Consider the following 19,334-nt stretch of genomic DNA (forward strand, 5'->3'; position numbering starts at 1 on the left):
TTTCAACGTGATAATATTGCTCTCGTAGTAAGTTCCACGATTGAATATGATTCGCTCCATTTGATATCGATTATTCATTTGTGATAAACTACACTAAAATCATACTTTCCTTCGGGGCAGGGTGAAATTCCCTACCGACGGTGATGACGTATGTAGAGCCTATATGAGGCATATATACGGCTTAGTCCGTGACCCGCACGCTTGATTGATATGAGCGTTCGGCTGACCCGGTGCAAGTCCGGGACCGACAGTATAGTCTGGATGGGAGAAGGAAACGCAAAGAAGCGGTGAACCCGTATATTTAAGTATGTGCGGATGTGCTTTAATACAAGTAAGCCAATCTCATGTATCTCATGTATTGGTTTTCTCATTTAGATGGTGTACATACTGTGTGGATACACAGTTTATTTGGTGCCGTATTTTTTCTCTTAACCAATTCGGCATAATCATCTTACTGTAACACTTGTATTGGCTTCCTGCAGTGCGTTTATTTAATGCTCTCATCAGCCCCTTTTGGACTAACAATCCGAATGGGGCTTTTTAGTTTGGAATAAAGGAGGGGAATTGCTCGTGTTTACTGGATTGGTGGAAGAGGTAGGAACGATGAAGCGAATTACCCGTAAAGGGGAAGCGATGGTTCTCAGCATTTCCGCATCTGTCATCATGAATGATATTCATATCGGAGACAGCATCTCAGTGAATGGCGTATGTCTAACTGCGACCTCCATCGAAGGTAATTCCTTTACGGTTGATGTAATGCCCGAGACCTATAGGCACAGTAATTTGAAAGAACTGCAGATTGGCAGCAAAGTGAATTTAGAGCGTGCCATGAGCGCTGGCGGACGGTTCGGGGGACATATTGTTCAAGGACACGTAGATGGAACGGGTACAATTAAGAGCATCACTTCAGATCAGAACGCTGTGGTGTATGAAATTGCACCGCATCAACCGTCTATGTTCAAATATATTATTCCTAAAGGCTCAATCACATTAGATGGCACAAGTTTAACCGTTGTGAAATCGACATCGTCATCATTTACGGTCTCAATTATTCCTCACACGTTAGCTGAGACTGTACTGAATACGAAGCGAGCAGGGGACACAGTCAATATCGAATGTGATGTTCTCGGCAAATATGTTGACCATTTATTAAACTATAGAGGTCCTCAGGAAGAACATGGATCTGAAGCACCTTCCATAAGTGAACGGTTTCTCGTAGAGAATGGATTTATATAAGATTAGATAGGGAGGAAAATGTGATGGACAATTTTACATTTGACTCAATCGAAGATGCTTTGCAAGATCTAATGAACGGTAAAGTCGTTATCGTTGTAGACGATGAAGATCGTGAGAATGAGGGCGATTTTATTGCTTTAGCGGATAAAGCAACTCCAGAAGTCATAAATTTCATGATTACAGAGGGCAGAGGTCTTGTCTGCGTGCCGATTACGCAAGAGCGTGCAGAGGAATTGGACTTGAAGCCTATGGTGACGAACAACACGGATAACCACGGAACAGCGTTTACGGTTTCCGTTGACCATGTGCAGACGACGACAGGTATTTCCGCATATGAGCGCTCCCTTACGGTTAAAGCGTTAATGGATCCAAATGCGGCTCCAAGCGATTTCCGCAGACCAGGTCATATGTTCCCACTTATCGCTAAGAAGGGCGGCGTTCTAAGACGCGCAGGCCATACAGAAGCAGCTGTTGATTTAGCCCGCATGGCTGGATCTTATCCGGCAGGTGTTATTTGCGAAGTCATTAAGGAAGATGGAACAATGGCAAGACTTCCTGATCTGGTCAAAATCGCGCGTCAGCACAATTTGAAATTGATCAGCATTAAAGATATGATTCATTACCGCAATAAGAAAGAGAAACTGGTGAAACGCGAAGTTGAGGTTCGTATGCCGACAGATTACGGGGTCTTTCAAGCGGTTGCTTATACGAATGACGTTGATCAGAAGGAACATATTGCTCTCGTCAAAGGAACGATTGATCCTGCGAAGCCAGTTCTCGTTAGAGTACATTCCGAATGTCTGACTGGGGATGTGTTTCATTCCCATCGATGCGACTGCGGACCTCAATTCGCAGCTGCGCTCAGACAGATTGAAGCTGAAGGCAACGGAGTTCTGCTCTATATGCGTCAAGAAGGACGGGGCATTGGCCTTATTAACAAGCTGAAAGCTTATAAACTTCAAGAGGAAGGCTTTGATACAGTAGATGCGAATTTGAAGCTTGGTTTCCCAGCTGATTTGCGTGATTATGGTATTGGGGCGCAAATTCTGAAAGATCTAGGTGTTCGTCAGATTCGTCTGCTTACGAACAATCCTCGCAAGATTAAAGGACTCGAAGGTTACGGCCTTGAAGTGGTGGAACGTGTTCCTATTCAAATGAAAGAGAATGAGGACAATACTTCTTACCTTCATACAAAAAAAACAAAGCTTGGACATTTGATGACATTTGATGATGTCGAGCAAAATGAAAGTGCAGACGTTTAACCAATTTTATACAGTTATTTTTAATCCATTTACATTCATATCAGAAAGGTTGATTTTAATATGGCACAAGTCTTTGAAGGTCGTTTAGTCTCCGAAGGACTAAAATATGGTATCGTCGTAGGACGTTTCAATGAATTTATTACGAAGAAATTGCTTGATGGAGCGCTTGATGCATTAACGCGTCACGGGGTACAAGATAACGAAGTGGATGTAGCGTGGGTACCTGGTGCGTTTGAAATTCCGCTCGTTGCACAGAAAATGGCTGAAAGCGGCAAGTACGATGCAGTGATTACGCTCGGTACAGTCATTCGCGGTTCAACTACCCATTATGATTATGTATGTAATGAGGTTGCCAAAGGCGTTGCAGCGATCAACTTGAAAACTGGAGTACCGACAATCTTCGGTCTTGTTACAACGGAGAACATTGAACAAGCGATCGAACGTGCAGGCACAAAAGCAGGAAATAAAGGTTGGGACTCTGCAGTTGCGGCAATTGAAATGGCGAACTTGACGAAACAGTTAAAATAGTGCTTATTTAATGTAGTACCTTTTAAGGTACTACATTTTCATTTTTGGCGGGAGGAACCATCGTGACTGTAGTTACATACAAGCTGGAAACGTTTGAAGGTCCGCTGGATTTACTGCTCCATCTTATCGATAAAGCAGAAATCGACATTCAGAACATTTCCATCAGCGAAATAACCGATCAATACATGGAGTATTTGCACAGTATGCAAGAGCTGGAGCTTGAGATCACGAGCGAATTTTTGGTCATGGCGGCTACTCTTCTTTCTATGAAAAGCAAATTATTGCTGCCAAAACCCCCTGTCATTGAAATGGATGATTTTGATTTTTATGAGGAAGATGATATTGATCCTCGGGAAGAACTCATACAAAAATTGATCGAATATCGTAAATATAAGGGCATCGCTGAGCATTTGCACGAACGTGAGCAGGAGCGTAGTCTTATTTTTACTAAAGAGCCAGAAGATTTATCGGATTATATGCCCACTGTTCATGAAAATCCTGTTAAAGGACTGCATGTCACTGATTTAATTTCTGCATTTCAGAAAGCATTACGTAAGGCAGTGAAGCGAAATACAGTGGCTCGTATTCATCGAGATGAAATTTCAGTAAAGGATCGTATTCGAGATGTGGTTCATACACTTCAGAATGTCGGTAGAGGCGGCAAGCTGCTATTTTCCAGACTGATTCATGATGAGATGCACAGACATGAAATTGTTGTTACGTTTTTAGCCATTCTTGAACTGATGAAGATGAAGCAAATTAGCTGTTATCAGCACACGTTGTTTGATGATATCGTGATAGAGTGGAAAGGGGAAGGAAGTATAGATGGATTCACAGAAGTTGAAGTCAATTATTGAGGGATTGTTATTTCTGGTTGGCGACGAGGGGTTAACGGTTAAACAAATCGCTGAAGTGGTAGAACAACGTCCAGAATTAGTGGAAGATGTTATTGAAGATTTAAAGCATGAATTTGAGCGATCTGGAAGGGGGCTGCAAGTTGTTAAAATTGCTGGCGCCTATCAATTGACTACGATACCAGATCATGCTGCGTACTATGAGCGTCTGGCTTACTCGCCCTCTCGTTCGTCTCTGTCACAGGCTGCGCTTGAGACACTTGCGATCGTTGCGTATAAACAACCGATAACTCGTGTGGATATTGAAGAAATTCGCGGAGTGAAATCAGAACGAGCGATTCAAACACTTGTTCAGAAGGACTTGATTGAAGAGGTTGGGCGAGCTGATGCGATTGGCAGACCGATTCTTTATGGAACAACGAAATCATTTATGGACTATTTTGGTTTAGCAAGTTTAAATGATTTACCTGAAATATCGCTTTTCGAGAATACGGACAACCTAGAAGAAGAAACACAGCTTCTATTTAATAAGCTTGAAGATCAGCAGCTTACATTTGATGATGTAGAATCATAATTGAATGAGATTGTGACGAAAAAGCCGAGGTCAAAATGACCTTGGCTTTTTGTGTTTTCGTGAATCTTTTCCATTCAGCATGCCATACTAAACAACAGGCTTACCATCTTTCATGTAATGGAGGGATGCCCGTGTGGATATGGTTAGGAGTCATTGCAGGTCTTCTCATATTGATCGTTGTACTCGTATTGCTGTCAAACATACATATTCGTTTACAGTTGTCTAAGCTGAACCACAATGACAAAATAATGATAGAAGTTCGTGCGATATACGGGATCATTAAGTATAAATACGAAATACCGTTTATTGTTTTTAAGGATTATAAAAGCGGATTTATTGTAGAAAATGAGCAGTCTAATAATATGATGAAGGATCAAACATCAGAGAAAAAACAAAATATTAATAAGCAAAAGATACAGCTCATGGTAGAACAGTTCAAAAAAATATTAAAAAATACAGATCGTTTCTTATCATGGTTTAATCAGACATTATCTCATGTAAAAGTAACGAAGCTGACTTGGTCAACTCGAGTTGGGCTGGAAGGCGCAGCGGAAACGGCAACGATTGCAGGACTTCTATGGGGATTGAAAGCAGCATTAGTAGGATATATGTCGTATCGTGTACGACTTCTAAAAACACCTGAGCTCCAAGTTGTTCCCCTATTTCACGACAAGCCTCAATTTTCCACCGAAATTGTCTGCATAGCAAAAATCTCATGCGGTTACGCTATATATGCAGGACTGGTACTTATAGTTCGCGTGTTAAAAGTGAAAGGAGGAGTGAAACAATGGCAGAACATCCTATTCAAGGCTTAATGCAGACTGCAATGGAAAATATTAAGGGTATGATCGATGTTAATACGATTGTCGGGGAGCCTGTTGAGACACCGGACGGCACAGTGATCGTTCCAATCAGCAGCGTAGGCTTTGGCTTCGCTGCGGGCGGCAGTGACTTCTACGTTCATGACAATGATAAAGGAATGCCTTCTACTCAAACTGATGGAGGGTCTAGGCATCCGTTTGGCGGAGGCAGCGGTGGAGGCGTATCGATTCGTCCAATTGCTTTCCTCGTTGTAGGTAAGCAAGGTGTCCATATAGTACCGCTGGATAGTCAAGCTCACCTGTATGAGAAACTGATCGATTCTGCACCTTCTGTTATCGATAAAATTCAATCCATGATTCAAAATTCGAAGACTCCGCCGCCAGTTTCTACAACGAGTACAGCAACCTCTACTTACGTGTAAATCATGTGTACCAAGGAAACCCCCTTCCAATTGGCGGAAGGGGGTTTGTTGTCCATCAAATTGGACATACTCTCTTTTTAGATTGCATATATTGAACCAAGAATGGCTTGGTAGTTAAGGAGTGAATCCATGAAATCATCACAACTGGTCAATCGAAGCGGAATAATAGCGATATGCTTTATTCTGCTCTTTCCATTCATTGTTTCAGCTCAGTCTGATCAAGTTCCGCCCATATCGACACATGCGCAAGCTGCAGCGCTGATCGATGTGACATCCGGACGAATATTATACAGCAGTCATGGTGACGAATCATTGCCTATCGCGAGTTTGACGAAAATTATGACAGCGATTGTAGCAATCGAGCATGGAAAGCTTGACAGCAGCGTTAAAGTAAGCAAGAACGCGTTCGGCAAAGAAGGTTCATCGATTTATTTGAAACTTGGAGAAGAGATGACGCTCCGCAACATGCTATATGGTTTAATGCTTCGTTCGGGAAACGACGCAGCGACGGCGATCGCTGAACATGTAGGCGGCTCTGTAGACGGATTTGTATACCTGATGAACCAGAAAGCGCAGCTGCTTGGACTTGAGCACACTCATTTTATGAATCCGCATGGATTAGATGAGACGGGGCATTATTCTTCTGCCAACGATTTGGCCAAGCTTACAGCGTACGCACTAAAAAATGATGTCTTCAAAGAAATTGTAAAGACTGAAATAAAGACTGCTCCAAATCCAAATGAAAATTGGGAATATAAGTGGCTGAATAAAAATAAAATGCTTCGATTTTACGAAGGAGCTGACGGAGTGAAGACAGGCTATACGAAGACAGCGCTTCGCTGCTTAGTTAGCTCGGCAACCCGCGGCGGACAGCAGCTCGCTGCAGTGACGCTGAACGACGGGGATGATTGGAACGATCACCGTAAACTGCTCGATTACGGATTTCAATATTATCCTTTACAGCAAATTATTAAATCGTCCCAAAAGGTAGAGGGGTATGATCTGATGACTGCCAAATCGTTTGAATACCCTCTGGCTTCAGGTGAGCAGAATCAAATCAATAAGAGTCTTGTTCTTTATTCTGTAGACGCAGCTGCGCCCAATACAAGATTTGGTTTAAAGGGGAAAATCATTGTCAAATTAAATGAGCAGCAAATTGGAGAAATTCCAGTTTACGCAAAGGACGGCTACATACCGAAGCTGGATGACTCGGCATATCAGCTTAAGTATGGAAACTTAGCGAGCATAGGTGGAATAGATGCAATATCCTCTTGGAATGATGCTGTAATTGCCGTATTTAGAAGTCTTTTCTTCGCAAAATAAATAAGAATAAAAATGGGGAACAGTTCATGGGAGGAGTAGGAGAGCATGATCAATGGGATATGGCTTTTCTTACTATTGACAGGAATTATATTCGCGGCCGTAACAGGAAATATCGAATCGGTTACGCAAGCAGCATTTGAAGGAGCCAAGACAGGCGTTACCGTCTGTTTTGGATTGATTAGTGTGCTCGTTTTCTGGCTTGGTATGATGCGAATGGCAGAAGATGCAGGACTGCTCAAAAAAGTAGCAAAGCTGCTTAGTCCGATCGTATCATTTCTGTTTCCAGATGTGCCTAGAAATCACCCGGCTATGGGATACATTCTGTCGAATATGAGTGCCAATTTGCTAGGGCTCGGGAATGCGGCAACGCCAATGGGTATTCGTGCGATGCAGGAGCTTCAAGAACTTAATCCCGATAAAGAAACAGCGTCTCCGGCAATGTGCACACTGCTCGCACTTAACACGGCCAGTATTACGCTGATCCCGACCACACTGATTGCGATTCGAATGAATTTTAACTCAGCAAATGCTACGGAGATTGTAGGCACGACATTAATGGCAACCGTTATAGCAACGGCAGCGGCCATATTTGCAGATCGATTTTATCGCAAAATGACATTGCGACATCACCCTAAACCCCCTGCCATTACGCCAAAGGCCAATGATATGAAGGGGTGAGCATTCAGATGTATGCACTTGTTAATCTCATTTCGGCCTGGGCCATCCCTGTCATTCTTGCTTTTATTCCGTTATACGCCTATATGAAAAAAGTACCTGTATACGAATCGTTTGTAGAGGGAGCTAAAGATGGCTTCTCAACTGCGATAAGTATTATTCCTCATCTGGTGGGGATGATGGTTGCCATCAGTGTGTTTCGAGCTTCGGGAGCGATGGATTATTTTGTAGGATGGATTGCTCCGCTCTTTCAGCATTTGGGCGTTCCAAGCGAAATACTCCCTCTCGGCATTCTACGGCCCATTACCGGCACCGGATCGCTTGCTTTTACGACTGATTTGATAAAGACTTACGGTCCAGACTCGATGATTGGGCGGATTGCCTCCACCATACAAGGGAGTACTGATACAACGCTTTACGTACTGACGGTTTACTTTGGAGCTGTCGGCATCCGGAATGGCCGTTATGCGCTTAAGGTAGGCTTATTCTCTGATGTCGTTGGTTTTATCGCTGCGATTGTGATTTGCCTTCTCATTTTTCCGTAAAATAAACTGTATCAAGCAACACTTCTGCCCCATAAATTAATATACTGTACTGATTTCCTTCATAGATGGGGTGGCCAAATGAGTTATCAAGGGTTTGTTATTCATCAGTCGACTTGTTCTTCCATTAACGGAAAAGGCTACGATTTCTGGATTGGAATAAATGGCAACATTATTCCGGCTGCTTCTGAAACGGATAAACGATATATACACATTTGTCTGGAGGGGGACTTCTCCCATAAAATAAACGAACTTAGTTCTGATCAGAAGGAGCAGTTCTTTCAAGCTGGCAAGCTGATACAACGGTTAGCGGACCGATATCGTTTAACTTCTTATATTCTCCTTCCGCACGATGCCTCCTGCCCGGGGGCTTTTTTTCCATGGAATGAACTTGTGATTTCGCCTCTAGATGGTTATCATTAGTTTGAGGTGACTTAGAGACAATGGAAAGATTGCAAAAGATATTAGCTCAGGCAGGGATAGCTTCGAGGCGCAAATGCGAAGAATTAATCCTGGCTGGTAAAGTACAAGTGAACGGAGAAACGGTAACGACCCTTGGAACAAAGGCGGATCCAGCTGTTGATGAGATTACAGTGAACGGTAAATCCATCTCATCAGAGAAGAAAGTATATCTGTTATTCAACAAGCCAAAAGGTGTCATTACCAGTGCATCAGATCCGCAGGGCCGGAAAATCGTCACCGATTATTTAAAAGGGATCAATGAACGGGTCTATCCGGTTGGAAGACTTGATTACGATACGGAAGGTTTGCTTATTCTTACCAATGACGGTGAATTCGCGAATTTATTAACACACCCGCGTCATCACGTTCCTAAGACGTATTTGGCTACCGTTAAAGGGGTGCCGCACGGTACGAGTCTGGATAAACTGAAGCAAGGCATTATGTTGGATGACGGTATGACATCGCCTGCTGAAGTCGAATATCAAGATGTTGATTTAGACAACAAACAGTCCACGATTAAAATTACGATTCATGAAGGACGAAACCGACAAGTACGCCGGATGTTCGATGCGATTAATCATCCTGTTATAAAGCTTAAACGCATTGCGTTCGGTGATCTTATTCTAGGAAATTTAAAGAGAGGTACTTATCGGCATTTAACGAAAGAAGAAGTCGAGCAGCTTAAACGGAGCGCTAAAGCAATTGCTCAAGGAAAAAATGACCCTAGTGACACATAAATTTCATATAAGCCTGAAGCGAAATTGACAATATTCGTTATAATGTTCATAGGATGTTCACATAGACTATGTATGCTTACGATTATTGTCAGTTAAAGGGGAGCTTTTGGGATGAGCAAATCTTCAAGAAGAACAATTCAAATTTTAATTTTAATTGCTATTGTCATATTAGGCGGTTATGCGATTGGCTCAGCGGTCCTCGGATCTGATGGTAAGCTGGAAGCCGGCGATAAATCGCCTTCTTTTGCGTTGCTTGGAACGGACGGGGCAGTTCACAAATTAGAAGACTATAAAGGCAAAGCGCTTGTTATTAACTTCTTTGGAACATGGTGTGAACCATGCGTGAAAGAAATGCCGGCACTTCAGAGTGAAGCAGATAAGTGGAAAGATCAGGGTGTTGCTGTAATCGGCATTAACGCAGGTGAAGATCAAATGACCGTTGAAAATTTCGTAGACGGGCTGGGTATCAAGTTTCCTATTTTACTAGATGAAGATAAGGATGCCATCAATGCATATCATGTTGTTCCTTTGCCGACAACGATATTCGTCAAGCCTGATGGAAGAATATCTGCAATTCATCTTGGTCAACTAGATTTACAAACACTTGATAGTCAAATAGCACAGCTGGTTAAACAATAATTGTTCAAGGAGGCCTCACGTTGTTTCAGAATACTAAATGCGAATGTGGTCATCAAAATCCAGTGGGGACTGTGCTCTGTGAAGCTTGCGGTAAGCCCTTAGGAGAGCTTGAGAAGTCGTCAGAAGTGCTCGAAATGAGATATGACGGGGCAGCCAGACGATCTCAACGCGCGAATCCGAACTGGATCGACAGTATATGGAATTTTTTCTCGTCGGTTAAAGTTGCGGTTGTCCTTATTCTTCTTACGTTGCTTGGTTCCACACTTGGAACGATCTTTCCGCAAGAGAACACATTTATTAATATTGATGCTTCTGTGTATTACAAGGATACATATGGGACGCCAGGTGAAATTTATTATAAACTCGGACTATCACATACATACGAATCATGGTGGTTTATAACGTTACTCGTTATGATCGGCGCTTCCCTCGTCATTTGCAGCCTGGACAGAGTGCTTCCGCTCTATAAAGCGCTGTCAAAGCAAAAGATACGCAAACATTTGCAATTTCTTACTAGGCAGCGTGTTGTTTATCAAGGGGAAATACAAGAAGACGGCGAACAATGGGTACAGAACGCTGTTCCATTTTTTAAGAAAAAGGGATACCGTGTATATACAGACGGCACTGCTCTTCTCGCAGAGAAACAACGTTTTAGTCGCTGGGGACCATACGTCATTCATATCGGACTTATTATTTTCTTATTGGCAACATTAGCGCGTACACTCCCTGGATTTAATATGGACGAGCACGAGGCATTTCCGGAAGGGGACATTAAGAAAATCCCTAACACTTCTCTGTATGTAAAGAATGAAAAATTTACGGTTGAATTCTACTCGGAAGATGAAATGCCTAGTGAGTTTAGGAAGATCGGTAAAGTGTTGCCTAAATTATATGAGACCAAAGCTGTTCTGTACGAATGCGCAGCATATTGTAATGATCCATCGAAGACGCCTGTGCTTAAAGAAGTAGCTAGACATAATATCAGAGTCAACGATCCGCTTAATTATAAAGGCTTGAAGCTGTATCAATACGATTATGATTTAACTCCGATTTTACGCTCTGTATCACCGACATTAGTTAACAAGAAGACGGGTGAGGAGTACGGGAAATTTAAACTGGAAATGCGGGGTACGAAACGTTCGTTTGAGCTTGGACCTTATACATTGCAGCTGCTAGAGAAATATATGGATTTTACGCTGGATGAGAACGGTCAACCTGCATCCAAGACACCTAATCCTAATGCCCCGGCGTTTTTGTTTTTGATGAAAGGGCCGGATTTACCGGCAAGCGGCGTGAAGTACATTTATTTCCCGAAACAAGTGGATAAAGAGCGCTTCCAACAAGATGCCATCAACAAACAGCTCGGCGGACTGCAAACGAACTTGGAGCTCGATGTCAAATCAATGGAAGATGTTGATTTCTCTACAGCAACTTCATATTTGAATATTCGTTATGATCGAGCGATGCCGTTTGTTTGGATAGGTGCAGCTATTGTCATGCTCGGTCTGGTCATTGGCTTCTACTGGCAACATCGTCGTGTTTGGCTGCGGATTGACGGTGAGAAACTGACCCTCGGAGCGCATACGAACAAAAACTGGTTTGGATTCCGCCGCGAAATCGCTGCAATTTTAAACAAGATGAATATAGAAGCGGACGAGAAGTCCTTAAATAATGGAGGGGATAAAGCATGAGTTTGTTAGACTTTAGCAGAGATGCATTTATCGTAACTTTTTTCGTATATTGTGCTGCTTTTATTCTGTATGCCGTTGCTGTTATGGGGACAAAATTCAGCAACCGCGATCCTGGGGTTCATGGCCGGAAGTGGGGAAGGATCTCCTTTACTGTATCTTCACTTGGTCTTGCAGCTCATTTAACCTTCTTCATTACTCGGTGGATTGGTGGAGGACATATTCCGGTGAGTAACATGTATGAATTTATGTCCTTCTTATCGATGATGATCATGGTTGCGTTTACGGTCGTCTATTTAATTTTTAGAAAAACGATACTTGGGCTGTTCGCAACACCGATTTCTATTATTATAATGGCCTATGCGGCTGTATTTCCGCAACAAGTTCAACCGCTCATTCCGTCACTGCAATCGTACTGGCTTAATATCCATGTTACTCTTGCGGCAACAGGAGAGTCCTTCTTTGCAGTCGGTTTTGCAGCAGCGTTTATGCATTTGCTTCGCACTGTTAATTTTAATTCGAATGTGAAATCAGATAGACGTCAGCAGCGGTGGGTAGAGTTCACGCTCATTTGCGTTGTTGTCGTAATTGGGTTTATCGCAGCTGTTTTCGGTTTCCGTGCAGCAGGCTATGAATCGGTATTTACACAAGAAAAAACGACGATTGACAAGCAAGGGCAGGCAATTACTGACACATCAAAAGTATCTTATTCTTTGCCTCCAATCGTTGCTCCATACAACAGTGAAGTAGAAAGTTTCAAACCGTTTCTAGGACTTAAGGAGCCGCTCTTTCATGCTCCTTCTTGGATGAGCGGCATTAATGCAGGACGCAAATTGAACACAGTGATTTGGTCTGTTATTGTCGGTATTATTCTATATGGACTCATTAGACTCGTAATGCGGAAATCAATTGGAAAGACGATTTCTCCGCTGCTTCAAGGTCTTGATCCAGATGATTTGGATGAGATCAGCTATCGTGCGATTGCGATCGGATTCCCGATTTTCACGCTCGGCGCACTAATCTTCGCCATGATTTGGGCGCAAATTGCGTGGGGGCGTTTCTGGGGATGGGATCCGAAGGAAGTGTGGGCACTCATTTCCTGGTTATACTACAGTGCATACTTGCATCTGCGTTTATCTCGCGGCTGGCAAGGGCGCAATTCTTCGTGGCTTGCTGTGATCGGATTCCTCGTCATTATGTTCACTTTAGTTGGCGTTAACTTAGTCATCGCCGGTCTGCATTCTTACGCGGGAACAATGTAATTTTTGGGTGCAGTTAGAATTTCAAGCACAATTTTGATAGAGTATAAATATATATTTCAAATTGCAATGAATGAAGGGATGTTGTGAGGTGGCAGAGCATATGAATCGAATTTTGGTCGTTGATGACGAAGAGCGCATTCGCCGCTTATTGAAAATGTACCTTGAAAAAGAAGGGTACGAAATTGATGAAGCGGAAGATGGCGAAAGTGCACTTCGCAAAGCGACGAATGAGGATTACGGTCTCATTTTATTGGATGTGATGCTTCCCGGAATGGACGGCGTTGAAGTATGTACAAGACTAAGACAAGTGAAAGCCACTCCAGTGCTGATGTTGACAGCGAAAGGAGAAGAAATTAACCGAGTACAAGGCTTTGAAGTGGGTGCTGATGATTACGTCGTTAAGCCTTTCAGCCCTCGTGAAGTCATTTATCGAGTTAAAGCCATATTAAGACGCTCTTCGGCAACAGCATTTCTGACGAAGCAAAGCAATTCCAGCAACAATATCGTCTTTCCTAACCTCATCATTGAACATGATGCGCACCGGGTTACTGCAGGCGGTGTAGAGGTTAGTTTAACGCCTAAGGAATATGAGTTACTTCATTATTTGGCATCATTCCCGGATAAAGTATTCTCCCGGGAAGAATTATTAAAAGACGTATGGAACTACGAGTTCTTCGGAGACTTGAGAACGGTGGATACCCATGTGAAGCGGCTTCGTGAGAAATTGAATAAGGTATCAGAGGAAGCGGCAGCGATGATTACAACAGTGTGGGGAGTAGGCTATAAATTAGAGGTGCCAAAATAACGTGAGCTTAAATTTTTGGAGATCATTAGTCGGGAAATTATGGGCGACAATTATCGTCCTAGTCGCTAGTGTGTTAATCATAATGGCGTTGTTTCTGCTCCCGTATATTGATGTAACGTTTGCGAATTCGACAGCTATTAAGAAATTGTTCACCATTGTGGCCATTATCGGTTTTTCACTGACTACTTTCTTCGCGCTGTTTCTGTTTACGAAGATTACTCAGCCGATGCAGCAGCTCATTCGAGCTGCTGATGCCATTCGTAATGGCAAATATGACACAAGATTGTCTCTTCGAACAAGCGATGAGATTGGTGAGCTTGCCAAGTCGTTTAACCATATGGCGGCGGAACTTGAAGATACGATTCGCAGTCTGAACCATGAGAAGGAGCATTTATCAAGCGTATTGCGAAGTATGAGTGATGCTGTTATTACGTTCAATGTTGAGGGCAGAGTCATCTTAACGAATCCTCAAGGACAGAAAGTGCTTTATATATGGCGAGACATGCCTTGGAAGGAAGAGGACGATGAGCCGGCTGATTTCTATCATGAAGTTCCCGAACCGCTCTATGCGATGTTTGAGCGTGTCCTTGTTGAGCGAGTAGACAAGAGCGGCAATGTGCACGTCAAACAATCGGTATGGTCAGTACACATGGCGCCTCTATATTCTGACAATGTCGTACGCGGTGTCGTTGCTGTACTGCGCGATGTAACCGACGAGGTTAATCAGGAGAAGATTCGGCGCGACTTTCTTGTCAATATTTCGCACGAGATTCGTACCCCGCTCTCTATGATGCAAGGATACAGCGAAGCATTGCTGGATGGAATGGCGACTTCTCAAGAGGAAAGCCAAGAGCTTATTCAAGTCATTCATGACGAATCGCTTCGGATGGGGAGGCTTGTTAAAGACTTGCTCGACCTTTCCCGAATGGAAGCCGGTCATACAGATATGGCGATGAAGCCGCTTGATCTAGGTGAGGTTATTGAGCGTGTGTATCGTAAGTTTCTTGTGCGTGCTAAAGATCGGGACATTATGCTTACCTATGAACCGCTCTCGGAAGATTTACATCTGCAGGCTGCAGATGGAGATCGTCTGGAGCAGGTGTTCACGAATCTGTTAGACAATGCATTCAGACATACGCCAGCCGGAAAGAGCATTAAAATTACAGCTGGAAGGCAGCATACAGAACTCGGCGAAGCGCTTCAGGTTCAGGTAAAGGATGATGGGGTCGGTATTGCAATAGAGGATTTACCTTTCATATTCGAGCGATTCTATAAGGCGGATAAAGCAAGAGTACGCGGGGAGTCCGGAGGAACAGGTTTAGGGCTTGCCATCGTTAAAAATATTATAGAAGCGCACCACGGAACAATAAGCGCAGACAGCGTTGTAGGACAGGGGACCGTGTTTACGATTATACTTCCTGTCGAAATAAAATAGAACAGCAAAAACACCCCTGGCTAAAGGGGTGTTTTTTGTTGAAGTTAGCCGATAAATCTTGTTAATCGTGGAACATAACCGTTAAGCAAGGACAATCTCTTGCGCCGTATTCAGTTCTTCGATCTTAACAAGATCGTTAAGCACTTCTTTAGGTACAGCTTTGTCGACCGTTAGAATCATAATCGCTTCCCCGCCGATAATTTTCCGACCTACTTGCATCGATGCGATGTTGACATCATTCTTACCTAACATCGTTCCAACATGACCGATAATACCTGGTTTGTCATTATGGGAGATGAGGATATGATGTCCTTCTGGTGCAATATCAACAGGGAATTTATCGAGCTGTACAATGCGCTCTCCGTATCCGTTTAACAGTGTGCCTGCAATTCTTCGTTCTTCTTTATTCTGTGTTTTAAGAGTTACCGTTATTAAGTTCGTAAAGCCTTTCGTCAGCTGAGCTTTCGATTCAACGACATTAACATCACGACTCTTAGCGAGATGGATTGAATTAATAATGTTTACATCATTTCCGAGATGACGTGATAAGACACCTTTGACGATATAACGTGTAAGTGTCTGTGTATCAACCTGAGATAACTCACCCGCATAGTCTACATGAATTTCATAAATAGCATGATTTGTAATTTGAGCAACGAAGCTTCCCAGTTTCTCCCCAAGGTTGAAATATGGTTGCAGCTTCTTCATTACACTTGCTTCGACTGAAGGTAAGTTAACGGCATTTTTGAATGGCTCATTCCGTAAAATATGAATCACTTGCTCCGATACATCAATAGCTACATTTTCCTGAGCTTCAACGGTCGATGCGCCAAGGTGAGGTGTCACGATAATTTTTGGATGATTTAAGAATGGATGATCTTGCTGCGGCGGTTCTTGCTCGAACACGTCGAACGCAGCGCCGGCAACGATCCCTTCATTAATAGCTTCAATGAGTGCCATTTCGTCAATGATTCCACCGCGAGCGCAGTTAATAATACGCATTCCTTTTTTCATCACTTCAAATTGCGGACGAGAGATCATGTGGCGGGTCTCAGGAGTAAGCGGTGTATGAACAGTCATGAAATCAGCATTTCGAATAATATCATCAACCGTTGCCAGCTTAACTCCTAGTTTCTCAGCACGATCTTCTGTTAAGAAGGGGTCATACCCGAGAATGTCCATCCCGAAAGCTTTAGCCCGTTTAGCGACTTCACTTCCGATGCGGCCCATTCCGAGCACACCTAAAGTTTTATTGCGCAGCTCTACCCCTAGATAAGATTTACGATCCCACACACCGCTGACCGTCTTAGCATATGCTTGAGGAATGTGGCGCGCGAGAGCCATCATCATTGCAAAAGTATGTTCACACGTTGTAATCGTATTGCCATCTGGTGCATTAATAACAACAATACCGCGTTTCGTTGCAGCTTGCAGGTCGATATTGTCTACGCCGACACCAGCGCGTCCTACCACTTTCAAGTTGTGACCTGCTGTTAAAATTCTCTCTGTCACTTTGGTTTGACTGCGAACGAGCAGAGCATCAAATTGCCCGATAATGTTAACGAGCTCATCTTCGCTAAGGCCTGTGTTCTTAACGACTTCGATATCGCTGGCTTCAATTAACTGCTGGATACCGTGGTCGCTGATCGGATCAGATACTAATACTTTAAACATGGTCTCTCTCCTCCTCAAAGGGTTTAATCTAAATATTTATTTTAAGGAAACGCCTAATGGCGTTTTCCATAAATACAGATTTCGCCTTGCACCCGCATAACAAAAAAACTCTCAATCCGCATACTACTTGCGTAGTAAGGGACGAGAGTTCGTGGTACCACCCTAATTCGTTGCCGCTTCACAGTGACAACCTCAATGGTCTTCGTTCATGGATAAAACAGACCTGATTGATAACGGACTTCATCCGACCGCATCTACTAAAGTTTCAATGCGATAACTCCGGAGCGCTAAAGCAAACTTACAGCTGCCGATTTGCACCCACCACCGGCTCTCTGAACGCTTAACAAGCTGCTTCTTTCCTTCACAGTTTTTATTGCAAAAATTAATTTTCCATAATGTATCACGGTGAAGTGAGGCATGTCAATAGCAATTTAACTGTTCAACCTTATCCCGCCTTGAATATGGGGCGAATTTTCGATATGATGCTAATGCTGCCTACTAGTCTGAAATTTTCGGTATGCTCGAAAATAGAGTATGATAGAAGGTGAACGCATCAATTTTGAAGAGGGACAGAAGAGGGGAAATATGAAAAAATCAAAACTGCGCAATATTAAAATTAGGCAGGTTACAGTCGATCAATTGAACGATCGTTTACTGCTCACTAATCTTTATTTAACACAAGGCTTAACGCTAATTATCGGTTTAATGTGGGTGCTGTTACAAAAGAGAAACGTATTTCATTTATTGGTCATTCCATCTAATTACCATTTTATATACTGGGGACTTAGTCTGGCAGTCATTATGTTAATCGTTGACTTTTTCATATCAAGAGTTGTACCAGAGGATATTATGAATGACGGCGGGATCAATGAGATGTTGTTTCGTCATCGGCCAGTATGGCATATTTTGATTATTGCATTGGTTGTGGCGATCTGTGAGGAATTATTGTTTCGCGGTGCTGTTCAATATGCAATCGGTCCTTACTGGACGAGTATTGTGTTTGCGCTCATTCATGTTCGATATTTAAAACATTGGATTCCAACCGGATGGGTATTCCTAAGCAGTTATGGACTAGGTTATATATATATCCAATCTGGCACGCTTTGGGCCCCTATTGTATGCCATTTTCTTATTGACTTAATTTCAGGATTGATCATTCGTTTTCGGAGGGAACATGAGTCAGTATCTAAGTAGAATGGACCGAAATCGGCGTAACCGCCGAAGAAATGTCCGAATAGATAGAAATGTCGGAATAGAGAACAATGTTGAAAATGATGTGCCAAATGAAGATGGAAGTTATGTAAGCAGACTGAGTCGAAGCAAAGCTCGCAGTCAATCCAAAGAATACGATACTGAAAAGCATGCTGCAAATGTGCCAAGCAGTATTATGATAGAGCTTATTTCGAGTCAAGTTGAAGAGGGAAGTGTAGAAGAACTGCCTTCTCGCAGAGATATTTATCCTTCCATGCGATTAAAAATGATGAAATGGTTCTACAACGGTCTAATGATTTTATTTATTGTGATCATTATTGGACTTATTTGGCTGTTAGGCTTTTCGGATCTTTCCAAATAGATGGGGGTGGATACACTGGAGTGGTTGTTTGGGCTCGTTCTGATTGTCGGTCTCTCGCTGCTCTTGTGGATGCGATGGGAAGCTGTCAGTTACCGAATATCGTATAACCATATCGAACTTAAGCGTTTACCTCGTAACTTTAATGGGATGAACATTTTATTCATTACGGATATTCATAGGCGCAAACTATCGCATAAACGATTCGATTCCCTGAAAGGAAAAGTAGATCTCATATTGCTTGGCGGAGATCTTATGCAGAGGAAAGTTCCGCTTTTACGTGTTCGGTACAATATGAACATACTGCGAGCAATTGCTCCCGTATACGCTGTACATGGAAATCACGATTATGACGCAGGAGTTAGAAAACTGGATCTGATGCTTAAAGAATGCGGAGTAATCCTTCTTAACAACGAGCAAGTCGTATGGGAAAAAGACGGCGAATCGTTGTGTTTAACAGGTATAGATGAGCACCGAAAGAAAGATACAACAGAACGTTTGTTAAATACGAAAGCAGACTGCCATATCGTACTCGTTCATGACCCGAAATGGATTCAAGAGATGGATACTGTTTCTGTCGATCTTATACTGGCGGGACATACCCATGGAGGACAAATACGACTGCCATTCATTGGAGCTATCCATTTAGGGCCATTTTACAAAAAATATGCAAACGGTTTGTTTCAGTTGGATTCCTCTATAGCATCTCCAAGAGCGAAAATGTTTATTAGCCGAGGAATAGGGACGAACCATTTACCACTCAGGCTGGCATGCCGAGCAGAAGTACATATTATTGTGTTGCACGGTGCACAATCATAACAAAAA

At 42.9% G+C, this 19,334-nt stretch carries 21 protein-coding genes, 1 riboswitch and 1 other annotated feature; of the genes, 20 read left to right on the plus strand and 1 reads right to left on the minus strand.

Annotation, left to right across the window (positions count from 1 at the left end):
• The first annotated feature begins 103 nt into the window (after positions 1–103).
• A riboswitch (FMN riboswitch) is annotated at positions 104–277 on the plus strand.
• 293 nt (positions 278–570) lie between these two features.
• The 17 genes from ribE to J2Z20_RS02995 all read left to right on the plus strand — a co-directional run bounded on the left by ribE (position 571) and on the right by J2Z20_RS02995 (position 15,265).
• The gene (gene ribE, locus J2Z20_RS02915) at positions 571–1,236 is read left to right on the plus strand and encodes a riboflavin synthase (RefSeq protein ID WP_209845190.1); all 666 of its coding nucleotides are present in this window, start codon (positions 571–573) and stop codon (positions 1,234–1,236) included.
• A 23-nt stretch (positions 1,237–1,259) separates the two neighbouring features.
• The gene (locus tag J2Z20_RS02920; RefSeq protein WP_209845192.1) at positions 1,260–2,498 is read left to right on the plus strand and encodes a bifunctional 3,4-dihydroxy-2-butanone-4-phosphate synthase/GTP cyclohydrolase II; all 1,239 of its coding nucleotides are present in this window, start codon (positions 1,260–1,262) and stop codon (positions 2,496–2,498) included.
• Between the two features lie 60 nt (positions 2,499–2,558).
• Complete coding sequence (gene ribH / locus J2Z20_RS02925; RefSeq protein WP_209845194.1) at positions 2,559–3,026, plus strand: 6,7-dimethyl-8-ribityllumazine synthase; 468 nt, start codon at positions 2,559–2,561, stop codon at positions 3,024–3,026.
• Between the two features lie 62 nt (positions 3,027–3,088).
• The gene (locus J2Z20_RS02930; protein WP_209845197.1) at positions 3,089–3,883 is read left to right on the plus strand and encodes a segregation and condensation protein A; all 795 of its coding nucleotides are present in this window, start codon (positions 3,089–3,091) and stop codon (positions 3,881–3,883) included.
• Positions 3,852–4,454: an SMC-Scp complex subunit ScpB gene (scpB, locus tag J2Z20_RS02935; RefSeq protein ID WP_209845199.1), complete on the plus strand. Its 603-nt coding sequence runs from the start codon at positions 3,852–3,854 to the stop codon at positions 4,452–4,454. The genes J2Z20_RS02930 and scpB overlap by 32 nt, the downstream gene beginning before the upstream one ends.
• Positions 4,455–4,585: 131 nt before the next feature.
• Entirely contained in the window at positions 4,586–5,269 is a 684-nt protein-coding gene (locus J2Z20_RS18205; RefSeq protein WP_209845201.1) for a DUF2953 domain-containing protein, read from the plus strand.
• Positions 5,242–5,697, plus strand: coding sequence for a GerW family sporulation protein (gene ytfJ, locus J2Z20_RS02945; protein WP_209845203.1), 456 nt, complete (start codon positions 5,242–5,244; stop codon positions 5,695–5,697). Before J2Z20_RS18205 ends, ytfJ begins: the two co-directional genes overlap by 28 nt.
• Positions 5,698–5,826: 129 nt before the next feature.
• Positions 5,827–7,020, plus strand: coding sequence for a D-alanyl-D-alanine carboxypeptidase family protein (locus J2Z20_RS02950; RefSeq protein WP_209845205.1), 1,194 nt, complete (start codon positions 5,827–5,829; stop codon positions 7,018–7,020).
• Between the two features lie 45 nt (positions 7,021–7,065).
• Complete coding sequence (locus tag J2Z20_RS02955) at positions 7,066–7,698, plus strand: nucleoside recognition domain-containing protein (RefSeq protein ID WP_209845208.1); 633 nt, start codon at positions 7,066–7,068, stop codon at positions 7,696–7,698.
• Positions 7,699–7,706: 8 nt separating this feature from the next.
• Positions 7,707–8,240: a spore maturation protein gene (locus tag J2Z20_RS02960; RefSeq protein WP_209845210.1), complete on the plus strand. Its 534-nt coding sequence runs from the start codon at positions 7,707–7,709 to the stop codon at positions 8,238–8,240.
• A 78-nt stretch (positions 8,241–8,318) separates the two neighbouring features.
• Positions 8,319–8,660: a peptidoglycan recognition protein family protein gene (locus tag J2Z20_RS02965; RefSeq protein WP_209845212.1), complete on the plus strand. Its 342-nt coding sequence runs from the start codon at positions 8,319–8,321 to the stop codon at positions 8,658–8,660.
• A gap of 20 nt (positions 8,661–8,680) precedes the next feature.
• Complete coding sequence (locus J2Z20_RS02970; protein WP_209845214.1) at positions 8,681–9,436, plus strand: pseudouridine synthase; 756 nt, start codon at positions 8,681–8,683, stop codon at positions 9,434–9,436.
• A 111-nt stretch (positions 9,437–9,547) separates the two neighbouring features.
• On the plus strand, positions 9,548–10,075 hold the full coding sequence (locus J2Z20_RS02975; RefSeq protein WP_209845216.1) for a redoxin domain-containing protein: 528 nt from the start codon (positions 9,548–9,550) through the stop codon (positions 10,073–10,075).
• A gap of 20 nt (positions 10,076–10,095) precedes the next feature.
• Positions 10,096–11,766 carry a cytochrome c biogenesis protein ResB gene (resB, locus tag J2Z20_RS02980; RefSeq protein WP_209845218.1) on the plus strand — a complete coding sequence of 557 codons (1,671 nt, stop codon included), beginning with the start codon at positions 10,096–10,098 and terminating at the stop codon, positions 11,764–11,766.
• Positions 11,763–13,025: a cytochrome c biogenesis protein CcsA gene (ccsA, locus tag J2Z20_RS02985; protein ID WP_209845220.1), complete on the plus strand. Its 1,263-nt coding sequence runs from the start codon at positions 11,763–11,765 to the stop codon at positions 13,023–13,025. Before resB ends, ccsA begins: the two co-directional genes overlap by 4 nt.
• A gap of 88 nt (positions 13,026–13,113) precedes the next feature.
• Positions 13,114–13,830: a response regulator transcription factor gene (locus J2Z20_RS02990; protein WP_342454245.1), complete on the plus strand. Its 717-nt coding sequence runs from the start codon at positions 13,114–13,116 to the stop codon at positions 13,828–13,830.
• A gap of 1 nt (position 13,831) precedes the next feature.
• Positions 13,832–15,265, plus strand: coding sequence for an ATP-binding protein (locus J2Z20_RS02995; protein WP_342454246.1), 1,434 nt, complete (start codon positions 13,832–13,834; stop codon positions 15,263–15,265).
• Between the two features lie 81 nt (positions 15,266–15,346).
• Here the strand turns inward: J2Z20_RS02995 and serA are convergent, their stop codons facing one another.
• Positions 15,347–16,939, minus strand: coding sequence for a phosphoglycerate dehydrogenase (serA, locus tag J2Z20_RS03000; protein ID WP_209845224.1), 1,593 nt, complete (start codon positions 16,937–16,939; stop codon positions 15,347–15,349).
• Positions 16,940–17,073: 134 nt separating this feature from the next.
• Positions 17,074–17,313: a binding site (T-box leader), on the minus strand.
• Between the two features lie 211 nt (positions 17,314–17,524).
• Between serA and J2Z20_RS03005 the strand changes: the two genes are divergently transcribed.
• From J2Z20_RS03005 to J2Z20_RS03015, 3 genes are read left to right on the plus strand one after another with little or no spacing between them, the layout of a single operon-like run.
• A complete protein-coding gene (locus J2Z20_RS03005; protein WP_209845226.1) occupies positions 17,525–18,133 on the plus strand; it encodes a CPBP family intramembrane glutamic endopeptidase in 609 nt (202 codons plus the stop codon).
• The gene (locus J2Z20_RS03010; protein ID WP_209845228.1) at positions 18,114–18,512 is read left to right on the plus strand and encodes a hypothetical protein; all 399 of its coding nucleotides are present in this window, start codon (positions 18,114–18,116) and stop codon (positions 18,510–18,512) included. Before J2Z20_RS03005 ends, J2Z20_RS03010 begins: the two co-directional genes overlap by 20 nt.
• Positions 18,513–19,328 (plus strand): metallophosphoesterase, encoded by an 816-nt coding sequence (locus tag J2Z20_RS03015; RefSeq protein WP_209845230.1) that lies wholly within the window; start codon positions 18,513–18,515, stop codon positions 19,326–19,328.
• The last annotated feature ends 6 nt before the right edge of the window (positions 19,329–19,334 follow it).

The sequence above is a fragment of the Paenibacillus sediminis genome (assembly GCF_017873765.1).
GTDB classification, from domain to species: Bacteria; Bacillota; Bacilli; order Paenibacillales; family Paenibacillaceae; genus Paenibacillus_AG; species Paenibacillus_AG sediminis.